The sequence below is a fragment of the Nonomuraea basaltis genome, from assembly GCF_005893125.1.
Classification (GTDB): Bacteria; Actinomycetota; Actinomycetes; order Streptosporangiales; family Streptosporangiaceae; genus Nonomuraea; species Nonomuraea basaltis.
This window is the reverse complement of record NZ_VCJS01000248.1, coordinates 1-17,462: the sequence shown is the minus strand read 5'-3', so window position 1 is coordinate 17,462 and position 17,462 is coordinate 1. Positions and strand designations below refer to the sequence as shown.

The 17,462-nt window shown below is 70.4% G+C and carries 18 protein-coding genes and 1 tRNA gene; 13 read left to right on the top strand and 6 right to left on the bottom strand.

The genetic code is table 11. The features are described from left to right. The 8 genes from EJK15_RS71910 to EJK15_RS57925 form a co-directional block, all read left to right on the top strand. On the top strand, positions 1-613 hold a 613-nt coding region (locus EJK15_RS71910; protein WP_171075178.1), incomplete at its 5' end, for a hypothetical protein. Positions 614-723: 110 nt separating this feature from the next. Then, positions 724-2,352: a serine/threonine-protein kinase gene (locus EJK15_RS57955; RefSeq protein WP_138718965.1), complete on the top strand. Its 1,629-nt coding sequence runs from the start codon at positions 724-726 to the stop codon at positions 2,350-2,352. A gap of 24 nt (positions 2,353-2,376) precedes the next feature. Beyond that, on the top strand, positions 2,377-3,732 hold the full coding sequence (locus tag EJK15_RS57950; protein ID WP_138718964.1) for a protein kinase family protein: 1,356 nt from the start codon (positions 2,377-2,379) through the stop codon (positions 3,730-3,732). A 49-nt stretch (positions 3,733-3,781) separates the two neighbouring features. Beyond that, the gene (locus EJK15_RS73665) at positions 3,782-4,831 is read left to right on the top strand and encodes a DUF2510 domain-containing protein (RefSeq protein WP_206061828.1); all 1,050 of its coding nucleotides are present in this window, start codon (positions 3,782-3,784) and stop codon (positions 4,829-4,831) included. A gap of 68 nt (positions 4,832-4,899) precedes the next feature. Beyond that, a complete protein-coding gene (gene orn / locus EJK15_RS57940) occupies positions 4,900-5,493 on the top strand; it encodes an oligoribonuclease (protein ID WP_138718963.1) in 594 nt (197 codons plus the stop codon). Positions 5,494-5,561: 68 nt separating this feature from the next. Then, a tRNA-His gene (locus EJK15_RS57935) sits at positions 5,562-5,637 on the top strand. A gap of 186 nt (positions 5,638-5,823) precedes the next feature. Next, on the top strand, positions 5,824-6,018 hold the full coding sequence (locus EJK15_RS57930; RefSeq protein WP_240777880.1) for a helix-turn-helix domain-containing protein: 195 nt from the start codon (positions 5,824-5,826) through the stop codon (positions 6,016-6,018). Between the two features lie 214 nt (positions 6,019-6,232). Next, on the top strand, positions 6,233-7,453 hold the full coding sequence (locus EJK15_RS57925; RefSeq protein WP_138718961.1) for an NAD(P)/FAD-dependent oxidoreductase: 1,221 nt from the start codon (positions 6,233-6,235) through the stop codon (positions 7,451-7,453). Here the strand turns inward: EJK15_RS57925 and lat are convergent. The 3 genes from lat to EJK15_RS57910 all read right to left on the bottom strand — a co-directional run bounded on the left by lat (position 7,443) and on the right by EJK15_RS57910 (position 11,090). After that, positions 7,443-8,729, bottom strand: coding sequence for an L-lysine 6-transaminase (gene lat / locus EJK15_RS57920; protein WP_138718960.1), 1,287 nt, complete (start codon positions 8,727-8,729; stop codon positions 7,443-7,445). The genes EJK15_RS57925 and lat overlap by 11 nt on opposite strands. Positions 8,730-8,838: 109 nt before the next feature. Next, positions 8,839-9,486: a PAQR family membrane homeostasis protein TrhA gene (gene trhA / locus EJK15_RS57915; protein WP_138718959.1), complete on the bottom strand. Its 648-nt coding sequence runs from the start codon at positions 9,484-9,486 to the stop codon at positions 8,839-8,841. 68 nt (positions 9,487-9,554) lie between these two features. After that, positions 9,555-11,090, bottom strand: a complete 1,536-nt coding sequence (locus EJK15_RS57910) for a penicillin-binding transpeptidase domain-containing protein (RefSeq protein WP_138718958.1) — start codon at positions 11,088-11,090, stop codon at positions 9,555-9,557. Positions 11,091-11,116: 26 nt separating this feature from the next. Between EJK15_RS57910 and EJK15_RS57905 the strand changes: the two genes are divergently transcribed. The 5 genes from EJK15_RS57905 to EJK15_RS57885 all read left to right on the top strand — a co-directional run bounded on the left by EJK15_RS57905 (position 11,117) and on the right by EJK15_RS57885 (position 15,454). Next, a complete protein-coding gene (locus EJK15_RS57905; protein WP_338089955.1) occupies positions 11,117-11,962 on the top strand; it encodes a spermidine synthase in 846 nt (281 codons plus the stop codon). A gap of 102 nt (positions 11,963-12,064) precedes the next feature. Then, entirely contained in the window at positions 12,065-12,361 is a 297-nt protein-coding gene (locus EJK15_RS57900; RefSeq protein WP_138718957.1) for a hypothetical protein, read from the top strand. Further along, positions 12,361-13,455, top strand: a complete 1,095-nt coding sequence (locus EJK15_RS57895; RefSeq protein ID WP_138718956.1) for a bifunctional WXG100 family type VII secretion target/C40 family peptidase — start codon at positions 12,361-12,363, stop codon at positions 13,453-13,455. Before EJK15_RS57900 ends, EJK15_RS57895 begins: the two co-directional genes overlap by 1 nt. Before the next feature lie 497 nt (positions 13,456-13,952). Then, positions 13,953-14,423, top strand: coding sequence for a DUF234 domain-containing protein (locus tag EJK15_RS57890; RefSeq protein WP_138718955.1), 471 nt, complete (start codon positions 13,953-13,955; stop codon positions 14,421-14,423). A gap of 65 nt (positions 14,424-14,488) precedes the next feature. Further along, positions 14,489-15,454: a pirin family protein gene (locus EJK15_RS57885; protein ID WP_138718954.1), complete on the top strand. Its 966-nt coding sequence runs from the start codon at positions 14,489-14,491 to the stop codon at positions 15,452-15,454. Between the two features lie 29 nt (positions 15,455-15,483). Here EJK15_RS57885 and EJK15_RS57880 read toward each other — a convergent pair whose 3' ends face one another. The 3 genes from EJK15_RS57880 to EJK15_RS57870 all read right to left on the bottom strand — a co-directional run. Beyond that, a complete protein-coding gene (locus EJK15_RS57880; protein WP_138718953.1) occupies positions 15,484-15,813 on the bottom strand; it encodes a nuclear transport factor 2 family protein in 330 nt (109 codons plus the stop codon). Further along, the gene (locus EJK15_RS57875; RefSeq protein WP_171075176.1) at positions 15,810-16,934 is read right to left on the bottom strand and encodes a low temperature requirement protein A; all 1,125 of its coding nucleotides are present in this window, start codon (positions 16,932-16,934) and stop codon (positions 15,810-15,812) included. The genes EJK15_RS57880 and EJK15_RS57875 overlap by 4 nt, the downstream gene beginning before the upstream one ends. A 35-nt stretch (positions 16,935-16,969) precedes the next feature. Continuing rightward, a partial coding sequence (locus EJK15_RS57870; protein ID WP_171075175.1) for a superoxide dismutase family protein occupies positions 16,970-17,462 on the bottom strand: 493 nt, incomplete at its 5' end.

Genomic DNA, 17,462 nt, shown 5'->3' with positions numbered 1-17,462 from the left:
CGCCCGCGCCGCCCGCGCCCGCATCAGCGTGACGGCGAGCGGCACCGGCGAGATCCCGGTCGAGGCGCAGTTCGCGGTGAACGGCGACCCGGTCGGCACCCGCACGGCGACCCTGTCCGGCCGGACCTCCTACACCCGGACGCTCACCCACACCTTCAGGTCCCGCCCCTGCGGCTCCACGGTGTCCGTGAAGGTGACCGCGGGCGGCCGGACGGCCACCGCGCGGGCCTCGGTCCCGTGCCCGCCGCAGGTACGGCGGGTGTCGATCCTCCGGGCCGGCCCGGGCGACGGGCTCACGGCCGCCGTCCAGGTGCTCACGTCGAGCACCCAGCCGGTACGCCTCGACGTCGCGTTCTCGGCCGGCGAGGCCGGGGACACCATGTCGGACACGCTGTCCGGCCAGACGTCGTACACCAGGACCTTCACCTTCCCCGTCAAGCAGCTCCCCTGCGGCACGAGGTGGTCCGTGACGGCCTCCACCGACCCGGCGGCGGGCAACGGGAGCGACACGGCCGGCGGGAGAACCCCCGAGTGCCCGTCCGAGGAGACGCCTACGAAGACGCCGCGCCCCAATACGTCCGACACGCCCGACACGCCCGACAAGATCGACTAATCTTCATAATTCAGACTTATCGGGATATGGGTAGGAAAAGCGGTTTCCTCGGTTAAGCTACGGACCGTCTGATGTGGGTGGGGGCCCAGACAACTCCAGAGGAGACCGTTATGCACGGTGAGGGGCGCTGGGGGGTCCCCGGCTACTCCGAGGTTCGCGAGCTGGGCTCGGGAGCCGCGGGGCGCGTCGTGCTGGCCACACGCGACTACGACGGCGCCGAGGTGGCCATCAAATATCTCAGTGACGAGCTGAGATCCGACATGGGATTCGTCGCCCGGTTCCGGCACGAGGCCAGACTGCTGGCCACGCTGCAGAGCGCGCACCACGCCCGGCTGATCGACTACGTCGAGACCGGCCAGGGCGCGGCGATCGTCATGGAGCTGATCAACGGGGTCTCGCTGCGCGAGGTCCTGAGGTCTGAGGGCCCCACGGGGCCCGAGGCCGCACTGACGGTGCTCAAGGGCTCGCTCCAGGGCCTGGCGTCCGCGCACTCGATCGGCGTCGTGCACCGCGACTTCAAGCCCGAGAACGTCATGGTGCAGCGCGACGGCGTCAGCAAGCTCGTCGACTTCGGCATCGCCGTCCGGGCGGGCGAGGAGGCGAGCGCGGCGGGCACCCCGCCGTACATGGCGCCCGAGCAGTGGGCGGGCGCGGCCGCCGGACCCGCCACCGACGTGTACGCCGCCACCGTGGTGTTCTTCGAGTGCCTGACCGGCGCCCGGCCCTACCGGGCGCCCAATATCGCCGCATTGGCCCACCAGCACCAGAACGCGCCGGTCCCGGTTGAGGAGGTGCCCGCGGCGCTGAGCGGCCTCGTCGAGCGCGGCCTGGCCAAGGACCCCGCCGAGCGGCCGCCGTCGGCGGAGGCGTTCCTGACCGAGCTGGAGGCAGTCGCGGCCGGGGCATACGGCCCCGACTGGGAGGAGCGCGGGCGCCGCCGCCTGGCCGCCCTCGCCGGCCTGCTGGTCCTGCTCTTCCCGAGCGCGCTCGACGAGCCCGCGGAGACGCAGACGTCGCTCGCCGAGACGCGGTTCCGCGACCCGTCCGGCGTCCTGCGCAAGTTACCCACGAAGATCGTCATCGCCTCGGTCGCCGCCGGCGCGCTGATCGTCGCCGCCGTGGTCATCGCCACCTCCTCCGCGGGCGAGCCCGTGCTGCAGGCGCAGACCACCGAGGTCACGCCGAGCGCGGCCACGCCCTTCACCGAGGAGCCGGACGGGCCCGCCGAAACGGAGGAGCCGGCGCCCGAAGAGACCACGCCGGAGTCCACGCCGACCGCCGCGCCCACGGCCACGGAGAGCGCCGCGCCGCCGCCCGTGCAGCCGACGAGCACCCAGCCCACCGAGACGGCCACGCCCAAGCCCACGCCGACCAGGGTGAAGACGCCTCCCAAGACCAGGAAGCCGACCCCGACCCCGACGCCGACGGCCGAGCCTGAGCTGAGCGGCGAGATCACGGTGCCGGACGAAACCCGGCGGCCGCCCACGCCGACCCCGACGCCCACCACCAGCGCGCCGACGACCCGGCCGACCCGGTCCTCCGCGCCGCCCTCTTCCCAGCCGCCGACCTCCCCGACAGGAGACGGCGGAGAGGGCGAGCCGACGGTGGAGCCCCGGCTCGACACCGTCGGCAAGGCACAGGCCGCACTGGTGGCGCTCGGCCTGATGACGTCCGGCGCGGTTCCGGTCACACTTGCGGTGAAACGCCGGATGGCGGGACGCCATAGAAGGAAGCGCTAGACGCGGCCGGGGGGCAAAACGGCGATGAACAACCCAGAACACGGTATCGCCGGATTCCGGCTCACCGAGCACACGTGGATGACCGAGCTGGGCAACTGGATCGACGCGATCTCGCCCGACGGCCGCAGGGCCGGGGCGCTGCTGTTCGACCCGAAGATCATCGGGCTGCCCGGCGTGCGCGACCGCGTCGTGAGCACGGTCATGGCCGACCAGCGGCTCGTGCTGGGCGGGATGACCGGGCTGATCCCGGTGGCGGACGTGGTCGCGGCGGGCGACCAGGTGTGGCTGCTCACCGGCCAGGCGGTCAGCCCCACCCTGGGCGACCTGCTCGCGGACGGGGCGATCGACCCGTCCGGCGCGGCCTCCGCCTTGGTCGAGACGGCCCAGACCTTGATCGCGCTGCACGCCGCCGGGGTCACGCACGGCTCCGTGCACCCGGGCACCGTGGTGATCACGGCCGAGGGCGCGGCGCTGCTGTCGGAGCGCGGCCTGTCCGATGCCATCCGCGGCCAGGTCTCCCCGCCCGAGCGGGACGCGGCCGGCTGGGCGGCGCTGGCGCGCGGGCTGGCCGCCTCCTTCGGGCAGGGCGCGCCGCGGGCCGCCGGCCTGTTCGAGCGCGTCGCGGCCATGGCCGGCACGCTCGGCCTGGCCGCCGCGCGCAGCACGCTGATCGCCGAGCAGGCGGCGCTGCCCGGCGGCGTCATCGGCAGGGAGGGGCTGGCGCGGGCGGCGCGTGGCAGGTCGGTGTTCGCGCAGCCGCCGGCGTACCGGCAGGCGCCCGCCCTGCCCAGGGACGAGGGCGACATCGTCACGCTGCTGCACGTGCCGGGCCGCTCGGCGGACCCCCTGCGGTTCGGGCCGGGCATCGGCACGCAGGTGCAGCGGCCGGAGACCACGGCCGAGCGGATCTGGCGGGCCGGCCGGAACGAGGCGTCCACCGTGCACCGGCCGGGTGGCCGGCCGGCCAAGGCGTCGCGGGCGCGGCGGTGGCGCACGCTCTGGTCCACGGCCCTCTTCGCCGCGATCATGGCGGGGGCGATCTTCGCCTGGTTCAAGCTGGGCAACGCACCCGAGCTGGAGGTCAAGTCGATCGACGTGGTGGCGGCGAAGAAGACCTACGGCTGTAACAGCTCGGCGCTGGTCACGGGTACGGTCGTCACCAACGGCGCGGCCGGGGAGATCACCTTCGAATGGCGCAAGAACCTGGACGGCGGGATCGTCCCGGGCAGGCTGCGCACGAGCTCCGGCCAGACGTCCTACCCGGTGTCGCTGAGATGGGCGGTGGGAGGGAAGAGCAACGTCAAGGCCACCGCCACGCTGCGGATCCTCACGCCGGGCCCGGTGCGCACGGACAAGGCCAGCTTCACGTACAAGTGTTGAGTCCCGTCCAGCAATGCATATCAAAGCGGTTCTTACTAATCTGGCGAACATGACCACGCAGACCCCCGCGGGCTGGTACCCAGACCCCTACGGCGAACCCCGGCTCCGCTGGTGGGACGGCAACCAATGGACCGACGCCACCCACGCCCAGGAGCAGGGGCCCGCGCAGCCCCAGCAGCAACAGCAGCCCACCTCCGGGCCGCAGCAGCAGCCGGACTGGTCGGCGACGCCCGCGAACCCCACGCTCCAGTACGGCCAGCCCACCCATGGCCAGACCGCCTACGGTCAGCCCACGCCGCCGCCCCAGCAGCAGTGGGGCGGCGCGCAGCTGCCGGGGCCCGGCTACGGCCCGCCGCCCAAGCAGGGCAACCCGCTGCCCTGGGTGTTCGGCGGCCTGGCGGCACTGGTGGTGGTCGCGCTGATCGTGGCCGCCGGGATCTTCTTCGTCAACCGGAGCAACACCGACTCGGCGCTCCCGACGCCCAGCGACACGTCCGAGACCCAGGCGCCACCCACCAACGAGCCGCCCAGCCAGGGCACCGGCGAGCTGCCCAAGCCCGTCGGCGACCGCGTCACCGACCCGCAGGCCGGGATCTCCTTCCAGGTGCCCGGCGACTGGACGGTGCCCGCGGCCATCAATCCCCCCAACCCGACCCCGACCCAGCAGCTGTGGACGGCGGGGGTGCAGGCCGTCTCGCAGGAGAACTTCGACGGCCAGAACGAGGACTGGATCGGCAACGTCTACACGGGGCAGCTCAACGAGTTCTATTCGTATTCCGGCGCCTCGGGCCTGGGCGAGACGGCGAAGGCCGTCTTCGTGGACTTCTCCACCAGGTACTACTCCCTGCCGCACGAGAGCAAGGTCGTGCAGGACAAGGCGATGAAGATCGGCGATCGTGACGCGTGGGTGTTGCAGTTCGAGCTCGACTTCACCAAGGTGTCGGAGGAGAAGGGCTACAAGTGGAAGAAGGAGAACGGCGCGATCGTGCTCATGGATCGCGGCTCCGGCGAGCGCCCGGCCATCCTCTACGCCTCCGTGCCTGACAATCTGGGCACCGACGTGGTCGGCAAGGTTCTCAGCTCGCTCAAGCCCGCGTGACCTGTGGCACTAGTCTGGTGGGGTAACAAGCGGGCGGATTGCTCCGAGCCGCTGGGCGAGGAGATCGAATGAGTGACTTGCTGGTCTGGATCGACTGTGAGATGACCGGACTCGACCTCGGGCGCGATGCCCTGGTCGAGGTGGCGTGCGTCATCACCGACAGCGAGCTCAATCAGCTGGACGAGGGCGTCGACGTGGTCATCAAGCCGCCGCCGGAGTCGCTGGAGCAGATGTCGGACGTGGTCCGCGAGATGCACACCGCCTCCGGGCTGCTGCCCGAGCTGGCGAGCGGGGTGACGTTGTCGGAGGCGGAGTCGCTCGTGCTCGACTACATCCGCCGCCGCGTGCCGGAGGCGAAGAAGGCGCCGCTGTGCGGCAACTCGATCGGCACCGACCGCACGTTCATCTCCCGGGACATGCCCGGGGTGGACGCCTATCTGCACTACCGGATGATCGACGTCTCGTCGATCAAGGAGCTGGTCCGCCGCTGGTACCCTCGGGTCTACTTCGCCGCGCCGGAAAAGCAGGGCGGGCACCGTGCCCTGGCCGACATCACAGAGAGCATCAGGGAGCTGCGTTACTACCGCGCGGCGATCTTCGTGGCGCAGCCGGGACCCGACTCGACGACCGCGAGAGCGCTGGCAGAACGTGTCAGCGGCTAAAGGAGTGGCGTAAAGACTCCCGAATCCCGCTACACTTTTCCTGTGCCGCTATACAGCGGGCGGCCATGGTGGGTGTAGCTCAGTTGGTAGAGCGCCAGGTTGTGGTCCTGGATGCCGAGGGTTCAAGTCCCTTCACTCACCCCAGTGCACGATGGCCGGTCCTTCGGGACCGGCCATCGTCGTTTTCTCCCAACAACGCCCCCAAATCATGACAATGCGAGTTATGCTCGCTGTCTACCGCTAACGCCGGAAGCACGGGGGCCCTCGGCGATCTGACCGTCTTCGCGCCCCGGAGGCCGGATGAGAGTCGACGACGCAGCGTTCGATAGCGTGTTCACGTCCCTGAGCAAACGCGAGGCCGAGGTCATGGACCTCATCGCCACGGGCCAGTCCAACGGCCAGATCGCGCAACGGCTGTTCCTCAGCGAGAAGACGGTCAAGAACCACGTCAACCGTATCTACGCCAAGCTCGGCGTGGACTCTCGCGTCACCGCCATCGGCCTCTGGCAGTCCCGCCGGCAATAGCGGGGTCTGGCTGCGGGCCCTCTGGCACGGAGAGGGCCTCTCTCCGCCGCGCCCACCCGCAGGAAGATCGCCGGATGCGGGCGGCCGAGGCGTACGACGGTGGTCACTCTCGCGGGCATGCCGTGATCTCCTCCTGTGAACACGGTGGCCGGCTTCCGCCACGCGGGGCGGAGTTCAGGAGTCGGTGGCGGGTGTTCGGGGAAGGGAGTGCGTCATGGTACGCAGAACGCGGGTCATCGTGGTGGGTGCCGGCTTCGCCGGACTGGCCGCCACCCGGGAGCTGGCCAAGAGCGGGGCGCTGGTGACGCTCGTCGACCAGCACCCGTACTCCACCTTCCAGCCCCTGCTCTACCAGGTGGCCACGGCCGGGATGGGCACGGCGGACGTGTCGTACCCGATCCGCACCTACGCCGCCAGGTGGCCGAACGTGCGGGCGCACCGGGGCGCGCTGAGCAAGGTGCTGCCCGGGGAGCGGCGGGTGGAGTTCGCTGACGGCAGCGCGCTGGACTACGACTACCTGGTGCTGGCCACCGGCGTCACCACCAACTGGCTCGGCGTGGCGGGCGCGCGGGAGAACGCGCTGCCGATCTACTCGCTCAACGACGCGGCTATCCTGCGGCGGCGGCTCCAGCACTGCCTGGAGGACACGGCGGCGGGCCGGCGCGAGAGCTGCCACGTCGTGGTGGTGGGCGCGGGCTCGACCGGGGTGGAGATCGCGGGCACGCTGGCCGAGCTGCGCCGGCGAACGCTGCCGCTGACGCATCCCGAGATACGCCCCGACCAGACGAGCGTGACGCTGGTCGAGCGCTTCGACTTCGTGCTGGCGCCGTACAAGCCGCGGCTGCGGGACGCGGCGGCGGCCGCGCTGCGCAAGAGAGGCGTACGGCTGCGCCTCGGGTCCACGGTGGCGTCCGTGGAGCCGGACGCGGTGGTGCTGGACGACGGGACGCGGCTGCCGAGCGACGTGACCGTGTGGGCGCTCGGCGTCACCGCGCCCGATCAGGTGGCCGACTGGGGGCTGCCGCAGGGCAAGGGCGGCCGGATCACGGTCACCGAGGCGCTGACCGTGCCGGACCATCCCGAGATCTTCGTGGCCGGCGACCTGGCCGGGCCGCCCAAGCCGCTGCCCCAGCTCGCCCAGCCGGCGATCCAGATGGGCGAGCACGTCGGCCGGCAGATCCTGGCGGCGGCCCAGGGGCGGCCGCTGCGGACGTTCCGGTACAGCGATCCGGGGATCATGGCGACCGTGGGCAAGGCGGAGGCGGTGCTCCAGTTCCCCAACGGGATGACCATGCGCGGGCTGCCCGCCTGGCTGGTGTGGATCTTCGTGCACGTGTCGTACCTGCTGGGCGGGCGCAACCGGATGAGCGTGCTGCTCAACTTCTTCTGGCGCTACATCGGGCCGCGCCGCAGCGCCACCAGCGTCACGCAGTGATGGCCCCGGTGAGTGTCAGGGCCAGGGCGTGCAGGCCGTGGTCGAGGTCGGGTTCCGGGATGTTGAGTGCCGGGCGCAGGCGTACCGAGCGGGGGCCGCAGGGCAGCACGAGGACGCCGTGCTCCTCCCTGAGCGTGGTCACCAGGGCGTCGCGGGCGGCCTGGTCTGGCAGGTCGAACGCGCACATCAGGCCGCGGCCGCGGACGCCCGACACGGTGTCGGGGCGCTCGGCCTCCAGCTTGGTGAGCCGTTCGAGCAGCACGCCGCCCAGCGTGGCGGCGCGCCGGATCAGGCCGTCGCGTTCGATGATCTCCAGAATGCCCCGGCTGCGGACCATGTCGACCAGCCCGCCGCCCCACGTCGAGTTGATCCGGCCGCTCAGCTGGAACACGTTGTCGGTGACCTGGTCGACCCGGCGGCCCGCCATGATCCCGCCGACCTGGACCTTCTTGGCGAACGCCACCACGTCGGGGGCGAGCCCGAGCTGCTGGTACGCCCACGGCGTCCCGGTCGTCCCGCCGCCCGTCTGGACCTCGTCGAGGATGAACAGGGCATCGTACTCGTGGCACATGTGCTGCATGGCCTGCAGGAACCGCGGCCGCATGTGGTTGTCGCCGCCCTCACCCTGGATGGGCTCGGCGATGAAGCAGGCGATGTCGTGCGGGTTACCCTCGAACGCCTCCCGCGCCTGCGCCAGCGCACGCTCCTCGGCCGCCTCGACGTCGCCGAAGTGGATGGCGGGCACGTCGATCCGCGGCCAGTCGAATTTGGGGAAGCGGTCGGTCTTGCCCGGCTCGGTGTTGGTCAGGCTCATGGTGTAGCCGCTGCGACCGTGGAAGGCCCTCGTCAGGTGCAGCACCTTGGTGCCCAGCTCCCGCGGGCGGCCCGCGGCCTCGTTGCGGCGGCTCTTCCAGTCGAAGGCGGCCTTGAGGGCGTTCTCGACGGCCAGGGCGCCGCCCTCGACGAAGAACAGGTGCGGCAGCTCAGGGTCGCCGAGCACGCGGACGAAGGTCTCCACGAAATCGGCCAGGTGCTCGGTGTACATGTCGGGGTTGGCCGGCTTGTTGCGCGCGACCTGGCCGAGGAGCTGGACGAAGTCGGGGTCGAAGGGCGGGTTCACGCCGAGCGGCGCGGAGGCGAAGAACGTGTAGAAGTCCAGGTAGCGGCGGCCGTTGCGGGCGTCGACGAGCCACGCTCCGCGGCTGAGCTCGAGGTCGAGCACGAGGCGGAAGCCGTCGACGAGCAGGTGGCGGGCAAGGCGGGTGTGTACGTCCATATCGCCTCCACTATGGGCAGATCAGTCGCACATTCCTCCGGAGGAACGCCGACACATACGTAAAATTTACGGTACGCCTACCCACAAAGTGAAGTTCTTCAACGTGGCATCATCCCTGCGAGTAGACCACGATCGAGACCGCTATGTACTGGACGAGGTACGCGGCGATGGTGAACGCGTGGAACACCTCATGGAAGCCGAACCAGCGGGGCGACGGATCGGGGCGGCGCAGCCCGTACACGATCGCCCCGGCCGAATAGAACAGGCCGCCGACGGCCACCAGCACGACGGCGGCCACGCCCGCGCCCTCCAGCAGCTGCGGCATGACGAAGATCGCGGTCCAGCCCAGCACGAGGTAGAGGACCGTGTAGAGCCAGCGCGGCGCGTTCATCCAGAACACCCGGAACAGCACGCCCGCCAGCGCGCCGCCCCAGCAGACGCTCAGCACCGCGATTTGGGCCGCCCCCTCCAATGCCAGCAGGGCGAATGGCGTGTAGGTGCCGGCGATGATCAGGTAGATGTTGGCGTGATCGGCTCTTCGGAGGAATTCGGCCAGCCGCGGGCCGAGCGTGCTGCGGTGGTAGGTCGCCGAGATGCCGAACAACAATCCCGAGGTGATGGCGTAGATCGCGGAGGCCAGACGGGCCTGCAGGGTCGGGCCGAGCGCCACGAGCACGATCCCCGCGATCAGCGTCACGGGGAGTGCTCCGGCGTGCAACCAGCCTCGCAGCCTTGGTTTGACGGTGATGGTCGTCATGAAACCTACGGTACCGTAGGTTCGGTTCCCGTCACCTCTGGCGGTCCGCTGGACGCGGCCGCCACAGGTCACAGGCCGTTGAGGAAGCGGGCGGCTATCGGCACCGCGGCCGCGCGGCCCGCGCCGCCGTGCCGTACGAACACGCAGAAGGCCAGGTCGTCGCGGTATCCGATGAACCAGGCGTGCGACTGCTCGCCCTCCACCTCCGCCGTCCCGGTCTTGCCGGCCACCCCCTCCGGCAGCCCGGCCTCGCTCGCCGTGCCGTAGCCGACGACGGCGGCCATCATGTCCCTGAGCGCCGCCACGACGTTCTCGTCCAGCGGGGCGTCCTCCAGCGGCTCGCCGCCTTCGATGCGGACCACCTGCTTCTCCGACAGCAGCCTGGGCGAGCGCCAGGTGCCGCTCTGCACGGCCCCGGCGAGCGCGGCCATGCAGAGCGGGGTGGTGACGACCTCCCCCTGGCCGATCGTGTCCGCCGCGAACATGTTCATGTCGTCGGTCTCCGGCACGGTGCCGCAGGACCCGCCGATGCCCGTCATGATCGGCCGGCCGAAACCCAGCTCGGCCGCCGTCTCCACCAGGTCCTTCGAGCTCAGCCTGGTGGTGGCCTGCTCGACGAACGACGTGTTGCAGGAGTGCGCGAACGCGTCGGTGAGGGTGACGACGCCGCGATCGACCTCGCCGTCGTTGTCGAAGGGCCGGTAGCCCGGGATCGTGTACGTGCCGGGGCACCCGACCTGGTCCGACGGGTTGAGACCGCTCTTCAGCAGCGCCGCCGCCGTGACCGTCTTGAAGATCGAGCCCGGCGGGAAGACGTCGCGCACGGCGCTGAAGTTCTCCTCCAGGCGGTCGGCCAGCCCCAGGATCTCGCCGGTGCTCGGCCGGATGACGACGATCGTGGAGTCCTCGACGCCGTCCAGCGCCCGGGCCGCCGCCGCCTGGACGGGGCGCGACAGGGTGGTGCGCTCGACGCTCGCCTCGGGCTGCTTGCTCAGCAGCGGCCGGTCCGGCTGCCCCGGCACCTTCAGCACCAGCTGCCAGCCGTGGCTGGCCTGCTCGAACTCGGGCTTGAGCGGGTCGAGGTACGCCTCCGCGTAGCTGTCATTGGGGATCGGGTGGCCCTCGCTGGTGACCAGCTCGGCCGCCGACACGTCGATCTGGCCCAGCTCCAGCCTGCCGCCGTCCTTGAGCAGCGGGTGGAGCGTCTCGGGCGCCCATAACACCTTCCAGGCCCTGTCGCGTACGGCCAGGCGCAACATGCTGTCGAACGGCCACGCCCCGAACTCGGTGAGCTGCCGCACCCCCGCGAACGGCACCTCGGCGGCCCCGTCCCCCGCGCTCTTCAGCGGCCCGGGGGTGAGCTGGATGGACTCGACGTGCAGCTCATCCGACAGCGCGCGATGCCGGGCGACGAAGTCGGAGGGCGGCCGGTACACCAGCCGCTCCATGCCCGTCACGTCCCCCTTGCGCCACGCGTCGAAGTAGGCCGCCGCGGTCCCGGACGCGCTCCCCTTGACCCGGTTGGACGCCATGACCGCGAATGCGCCCGCCCCGACTACCGCGACAACTGCGATAACGAGCACAATCAGCCTTCTGCGTCGCATACGGTTTCTCCCAGGAGGGGATCAGCGTGACACGTGGACAGCGGGAACCGATGCCTGGCCTGTATCCAGTGACGTTCGGCGAGGTCGAACTCCTCCGGGACCTGGACAGGCAGGACGGCTGGATGCTGTCCAAGGATGGCGTACCGCAGTCGTACGTGGATCTAAAAGACCCCACATTTCTGGAATTCGAGTACGTACGTCTCATGGCGGACGTTATCGACCTTCTCGACGAGGGTCCGCTCAGCTGCGTCCACGTGGGCGGCGGCGCCTGCACCATCCCCCGCTACGTCGCCGCCACCCGCCCCGGCTCCAGGCACATCGTGATCGAGCCGGACGGCCTGCTGGTGAACCTGGTACGCGAGCAGCTCGACCTGCGCTCGGTGCCCCGGCTGAAGGTCATCGTCGAGGGCGGCAGGGAGGGCACCGCCAAGGTATGGGACGCCTCGGCCGACCTCGTCGTGCTGGACGCGTTCACCGGGGCCACGATGCCGGTGGAGCTGGCCACTACGGAGTACATGGGCGACATCGCCCGAGTCCTGCGCCCGGGTGGCACCCTGTTGATCAACGTGGCGGACGGCAAGGGATTGGCCTTCGCCAAGCGCCTGCTGGCCACGGTGACGGGCACGTTCCGGCACGTAACGCTGCTGGCCGAACCGGGGATCATACGGGGCCGCCGCTTCGGGAATCTCATCGTGGCGGCGTCGCGGACCGATCTGCCGGTGGATCTGCTGACTCGGCGTGCGGCAGGCGGACTGACCCAGGCCAGGTGCGTGCACGGGGAGGCACTGACGAACTTCGTCGCCGGGGCGTACCCCATCAAGGACGGCGACGCCGTGCTGGCCCCGGTGCCCCCGCCTGCCGTCTTCGGTTAGCGGATCGATCTTCGTGTGACGGCTGCGCCGCGAGGGGCATTCGGGGCAAGATGGTCACGGCAGGAAAGGTCACGACGATATTCCCGGGGGTAGTACGTGTCGATGGCAGCCCTCGACCTCCACTTCCAAGCGCTCGAAGACTGTGCATCGGCTGCGCGCAGGGTGGCCAGCGAGCTTGCCGAGCTGGTCAGCGCTTATCCGGCCAAGAGCACCGACGCCTCGATCTTCGGGAGCCTGTCCGGCTCGTCAGGCCTGGCCGACGTCGTCGACCAGGCCGAGAACATGGTCGACGGCGAGCTCGGACACGCCCGCAGCAAACTCCAAGGCGTCGAGCGCGCCCTGGACAAGGTGCGGGAGAACGTCCGCACGGCCAACACGGCCAGCGGAGCGGCGGCGTAATGGACCTGGCCACGCAGATCGCCCAGCTGCCGGGCTTCTACAGCGAGGAGCTCGCCGCGATCCTGCGGAGCGTCAGCGGCAGCCCCGAGACCATCCGCGGCATCGCCACCCGGTGGCGGAGCGCCGCGGGGAAGGCGAGCGAACACGCCGGCCGGATCGGCACGGCGGTCACGGACGTCGACCACGCCTGGCAGGGTGCGTCGGCCGACGCCTTCGCCACGTACATGGGCGGGTACGGCAAGGCGGGAGTCGCGCTCCATGACGCGCTGAAGAGCAGCGCGAGCTCCCTCGACGATGCGGCCCAAGCGCTGGAGACGGCCAAGTCGCAGATCACCTCGATCTGCAACGAGCTGCTCGAGTACGCGGACAGGAATTCCGAAGACCGTGAGGCCGTCGCAGGAGAGGTCAGCAGGGCGGCCTCTGCCGCCAGGCCACTCCAGACGCGGGCGGACTCGGCGGTGGCCGGCGCCATGAAGGAGATCAAGGACCACCTGGGCGACCGGGAGGCGACCTTCGCCGCCATCAAGGCACCCGGCGATCAGACCTTCGTGCCGGCACCCGGCCACACCGTCGACTGGACGCCGGCTCCCGTGCCGGAAGTCCAGCAGACGACGTTCCAGAGCGTCAGCAACGGTCCCTCCTCCAGTTCGTACGGCCCCGCCTCCAGTTCGTACGGCCCCGCCGCCGGTTCCCCGGGCGGCTCCGGAGGAGAGGCTCCGCAGGCCCTGCCGTTCGCGCCGGGCACCGGCACCGGGTCGCGCATCGTGGAGGCCGCGCGGCAGCACCTCGGCAAGCCGTACGTATGGGGAGCCAACGGGCCGTCGGCCTTCGACTGCAGCGGGCTCGCCTTCTACTCCATGAACCAGGCGGGCATAAAGATCGGCGACACGACCGCCGCCGGATACCAGGCGAGCGGGCAGCCGGTCACCTCGCCGCAGCCGGGTGACATGGTCTTCTTCGGCCATCCCGCCGGCCACATGGGCATCTACATCGGCGACGGCAAGATGATCCACGCGCCGCGCCCGGGGTCCGAGGTCATGGTGGGGAACGTGGCGGACGACGGCCGGCCCGTCAGCTACCGCCGCTTCACCTGACCGCCGTCCGGCGAGGTCACCCACCGCAGGCAAAGGATCTTGAATTACTCAACGCAGGAAAGGCGCGAGTCCCGCGCGAGGATCCTGCTCTGCGGATCGTCGATTTCGTTCATGGGCAACCTGCTCACGGGATCGGCCCCTCTCCGCGGCCGGGCTGCTATGGAGCTCATCGTGCCGACCTTCGACTTCCGCGCGGCCAGGGAGTTCTGGGGACTCGGCGACGCGCGCCTCGCCGCGCTCGTCTACCTGATAGTGGGCGGCACACCTGCCTACAAATCCCAGTTCCTGCGCGGAGCGGCACCCGCACGCGTGGAGGACTTCGACGACTGGGTGGTCAATCATGTGCTCAACCCGGCGAGCCCTCTCTTCAGGGAGGTCAGGTTCCTCCTGGCCGAGGATCCGACACTCAGGGACACCGGCCTCTATCACACGGTGCTCGCCGCAGTCGCCGAGGGAAATTGCACAAGGGGCTCGATAGCGACTCGATCACCAGACCGATGTTCGCCCAGTTCGAACAGGTACGCCCGGGCCGGACCGAACGCCTGTGGAAGGCCGCTCAGCCGCGCTTCCGCAGCGCCGTGGCCGGACCGGTCTTCGAGCACATGTGCCGGACCTGGACGCACGACATGGCGGCCGAGGAGACGCTGGGCGGCTTGGCCGTCCGCGTGCTGTCCGGCGTCGTCCACGAGCCCTCCTCCCGCACCAGCCACGAGGTCGATCTCGTATCGACGGACGAGGACGGGAACTTCCTGGCCATCGGGGAGGCGAAGTGGGGCGACACGCTCGGGATGGCTCACCTCGAACGGATGGAGAAGGTCGCGAGCATCCTTAGGACCCGGGGCGAGGAGCCCAAGGCGATCATGCTTTTCAGCGCCACCGGGTTCATGCCCGCGCTCGAAGAGGCCGCCGAGAAGAGCGGCGGGCGGGTGCAACTGGTGGGTCTCGAACGGCTTTACACGGGCGAATGACGATCGCGGAATAGTTGAAAACTAAATTGGGTTGTGTCGGGCAGATCCGCTGGAAGGAGCGCGATATGCCTGCCGTGACCGTAGAGAACCCGCTCACCCTCCCCCGCCTCCCCGAGCCGGTGGCCGGAGCGCCGGAGCGCAAGGTGCTGGCCATCGAGACCGCGCCCAGCGGGTTCGAGGGCGAGGGGTTTCCCGTTCGCCGGGCGCTGGCCGCCATCAAGCCCGCGTACCTGGACCCGTTCGTGATGATGGATCAGATGGGCGAGGTGGACTACGCGGCGGGCGAGCCGAAGGGGACGCCGTGGCATCCGCACCGCGGGTTCGAGACGGTCACGTACATGATCGACGGGGTGATGGACCACCTGGACTCCAACGGCGGCGGCGGCACGATCACCAACGGTGACACCCAGTGGATGACCGCCGGGTCCGGACTTCTGCACAAGGAGGCGCCGCCCGAGTGGCTCGTGCAGAAGGGCGGGCTGTTCCACGGGATCCAGTTGTGGGTGAATCTGCCGGGCGCCAAGAAGATGATCGCGCCGAAATACCAGGACATCGGGAGCTCCAGTGTGGTGTTGCTGAGCAGCCACGACGGTGGGGCGCTGGTCCGGCTCATCGCCGGGGACCTGGCCGGGAACGTCGGGCCCGGCAGCACGCAGACGCCGATCACCTTGCTGCACGCCACCGTCTCGCCCGGGGCGCGGCTGGTCATGCCGTGGAGGAAGGACTTCAACGCGCTGGCGTACGCGCTGTCCGGGCGGGGCACGGTCGGCTCCGAGCGGCGGCCGTTCCACAGCGGGCAGCTCGCCGTGTTCGACGGCTTCGGGAACCGGCCGGGGCTCACCACCGCAGGCGAGAGCATCACGATCACGGCCAAGGACACGCTCGAGGTGATCGTGCTGGGCGGCGAGCCCATCGGGGAGCCGGTGGCGCACCACGGGCCGTTCGTCATGAACACGCGCGCCGAGCTGGTCCAGGCGTTCGAGGACTTCCAGGCGGGCAGGCTCGGCACGATCCCGGCGGGGCACGCCTGACGGGCAGGCCGGATCGAAGACGCCCGAGATCAGGTGACAGGGAGCGCGGCGGCCGTCTGCCGCCAGATCCTCCCGTCCCTGATCACGAGGGTGCCGTACGTGGTGACGCGGTTCCCGCCGATCGTCATCAGGGCGTTGTAGAAGATCACGTCGTCGGTCACCTGGAGCGAGGTGATCTCGTCCACCTGGGGCTTCGCCGAGAGGTACGCGGCGAACAGGTCTCTGATCTCGTCGGGGCCCCCGGCGAGGCGGTCGAAGCGGATGACCGTGGCGTCGTCGTGATATTGAGCCAGCAGGGCCTCCAGGTCGCCGTCCGCGATGGCGGCGAGCTGACGGTCGAACAGGTCCTTGGCGATCATGCGGCACCTTCCGGCTGTGAGCGGAGCAGGTCGTAGGCCACCTGCGCGGCGGCGTACACGAGGATGAGGGGCAGCGCCGCCGCGGTGGGCAGGCCGGAGGTGACGAGCGCGAGAACGGCGGCGCCCAGGCGGATGGCGGCGGCGCGGCGGTCGAGCGAGCACAGGTGCTGCACGCCGAGCACGGCGAACACCAGCGCGGCCGGCACCCCGACGGACCAGCTCGTGGTGGCCGGGTGCGCGATCGCGTGCTCGATCCCGATCCCGAACGCGACCAGGCCGAGCGACAGCGGCAGGTGCGAGTAGACCCACACCTGGCCCGCCAGCTTGGTGCGGAGCACGACGGACTCGTCCATGTGCCCGAAGTAGAGCCACCAGAAGCCCATCGCGATCGCCACTCCGGCCAGGGCGATCGCCAGCGTGCCCGGTGTGACGTCGTGGCCCTTGAGCCCGACGACGACCGCGGCGACGACCTCGCCGAGCACGATCACCACGAACAGGCCGAAGCGTTCGGGCAGGTGCTCGCTCTGCGGCGGCAGCCTGTCCTGGTAGCGGCGGGCCAGCAGGGGTGTGGCCAGGTCGATCACGATGGCGACGGCCCAGAACGCGTACCGCAGGGGCGGCTCCACGGCGAGCGAGGCCAGCCAGATGGCCGCGGCCACGGCGAAGCCGGCGACGTAGCGGACGGCCAGCGGCCGGGCCTCGGGCACATGGCGGCCGGCACGGGCGTAGCCCACGATGAGCAGGATCCTGGCCACCGCGTACGCGATCGCGAAAAGCCCGGAACGCTGCTCGATGTCGCCCACGCTCGCGGCCATGGTCGCGACCGCCAGGATCTGGGGCAGCGCGAGGAGCCGGTGGCTGACGTCGTCGGTGTCGAACCTGTTGGCGTAGAAGACGTATCCGGCCCAGGCCCACCAGACCGGCACGAACAGCCCCACGAACGTGAGGATCCGGCCGAGGTCGGCGCCCTCGGCGAGCACGGCGGCCAGCTCCGCGACCGCCACGACGAAGACCAGGTCGTAGAGTAGCTCTAACCAGGTGGCCCGGCGGTGCGTGTCTTCGAAGAGCCGTAATCGGGGTGGCTGCCACTGGCGGCTGGTCACGGTGGTTCTTACCTCCACTATGTAATTGTGTAATTATGCCCTATCCGTGCCCCTCAACGCAGGGTCAGGCAGGCGACGCGGTCCCCCGCTTCGCCGGCCTTCGGACCACTGGTCACGGTGGGCCTGGAGTGGATGACGAGCGAGGCGGGCAGGCGGGCGGAGTCCAGCGCCCAGTCGTGGCGGGCCGTCGAGCGGCCCGCGCCCTCGGCGTCGGCCTTCACGTCGAGCCAGACCTCGCTGGCCGGGTCGATCTTGCCGGGCTGGTGCTGGTAGTGGGCGCCCGAGTCGCCGGGTTTCTTGCCGCACGGCTGGGTGTGGAGGTGGACGCCGTAGCGGCGGTTGGGACGCAGGCCCTCGACGATGAGGGACGTGCGGGTCTGGTCCGCGGAGGACTCGGCGGTGAGGCTGGCCTGGGCGCCTTCGGGGACGAGCTTGCGGTCGTAGGCGATGGCGGCGGTGTCGGCCGCGGTGAACTGGCCGGCGCCGGACAGCGTGACCGGCCGGCCCGGGGACGCGGCGCGCTCGTCCTGGCTCTTATACACATCT

Bases quoted from the DNA above. Each gene is read 5' to 3' on its own strand.
- lat (WP_138718960.1), bottom strand. From the start codon at position 8,729: ATGGACGTACACACCCGCCTTGCCCGCCACCTGCTCGTCGACGGCTTC.
- EJK15_RS57925 (WP_138718961.1), top strand. From the start codon at position 6,233: ATGGTACGCAGAACGCGGGTCATCGTGGTGGGTGCCGGCTTCGCCGGA.
- EJK15_RS57885 (WP_138718954.1), top strand. From the start codon at position 14,489: ATGCCTGCCGTGACCGTAGAGAACCCGCTCACCCTCCCCCGCCTCCCC.
- EJK15_RS57910 (WP_138718958.1), bottom strand. From the start codon at position 11,090: ATGCGACGCAGAAGGCTGATTGTGCTCGTTATCGCAGTTGTCGCGGTA.
- EJK15_RS57950 (WP_138718964.1), top strand. From the start codon at position 2,377: ATGAACAACCCAGAACACGGTATCGCCGGATTCCGGCTCACCGAGCAC.
- EJK15_RS73665 (WP_206061828.1), top strand. From the start codon at position 3,782: ATGACCACGCAGACCCCCGCGGGCTGGTACCCAGACCCCTACGGCGAA.
- trhA (WP_138718959.1), bottom strand. From the start codon at position 9,486: ATGACGACCATCACCGTCAAACCAAGGCTGCGAGGCTGGTTGCACGCC.
- EJK15_RS57900 (WP_138718957.1), top strand. From the start codon at position 12,065: ATGGCAGCCCTCGACCTCCACTTCCAAGCGCTCGAAGACTGTGCATCG.
- EJK15_RS57890 (WP_138718955.1), top strand. From the start codon at position 13,953: ATGTTCGCCCAGTTCGAACAGGTACGCCCGGGCCGGACCGAACGCCTG.
- EJK15_RS57955 (WP_138718965.1), top strand. From the start codon at position 724: ATGCACGGTGAGGGGCGCTGGGGGGTCCCCGGCTACTCCGAGGTTCGC.
- EJK15_RS57895 (WP_138718956.1), top strand. From the start codon at position 12,361: ATGGACCTGGCCACGCAGATCGCCCAGCTGCCGGGCTTCTACAGCGAG.
- orn (WP_138718963.1), top strand. From the start codon at position 4,900: ATGAGTGACTTGCTGGTCTGGATCGACTGTGAGATGACCGGACTCGAC.
- EJK15_RS57880 (WP_138718953.1), bottom strand. From the start codon at position 15,813: ATGATCGCCAAGGACCTGTTCGACCGTCAGCTCGCCGCCATCGCGGAC.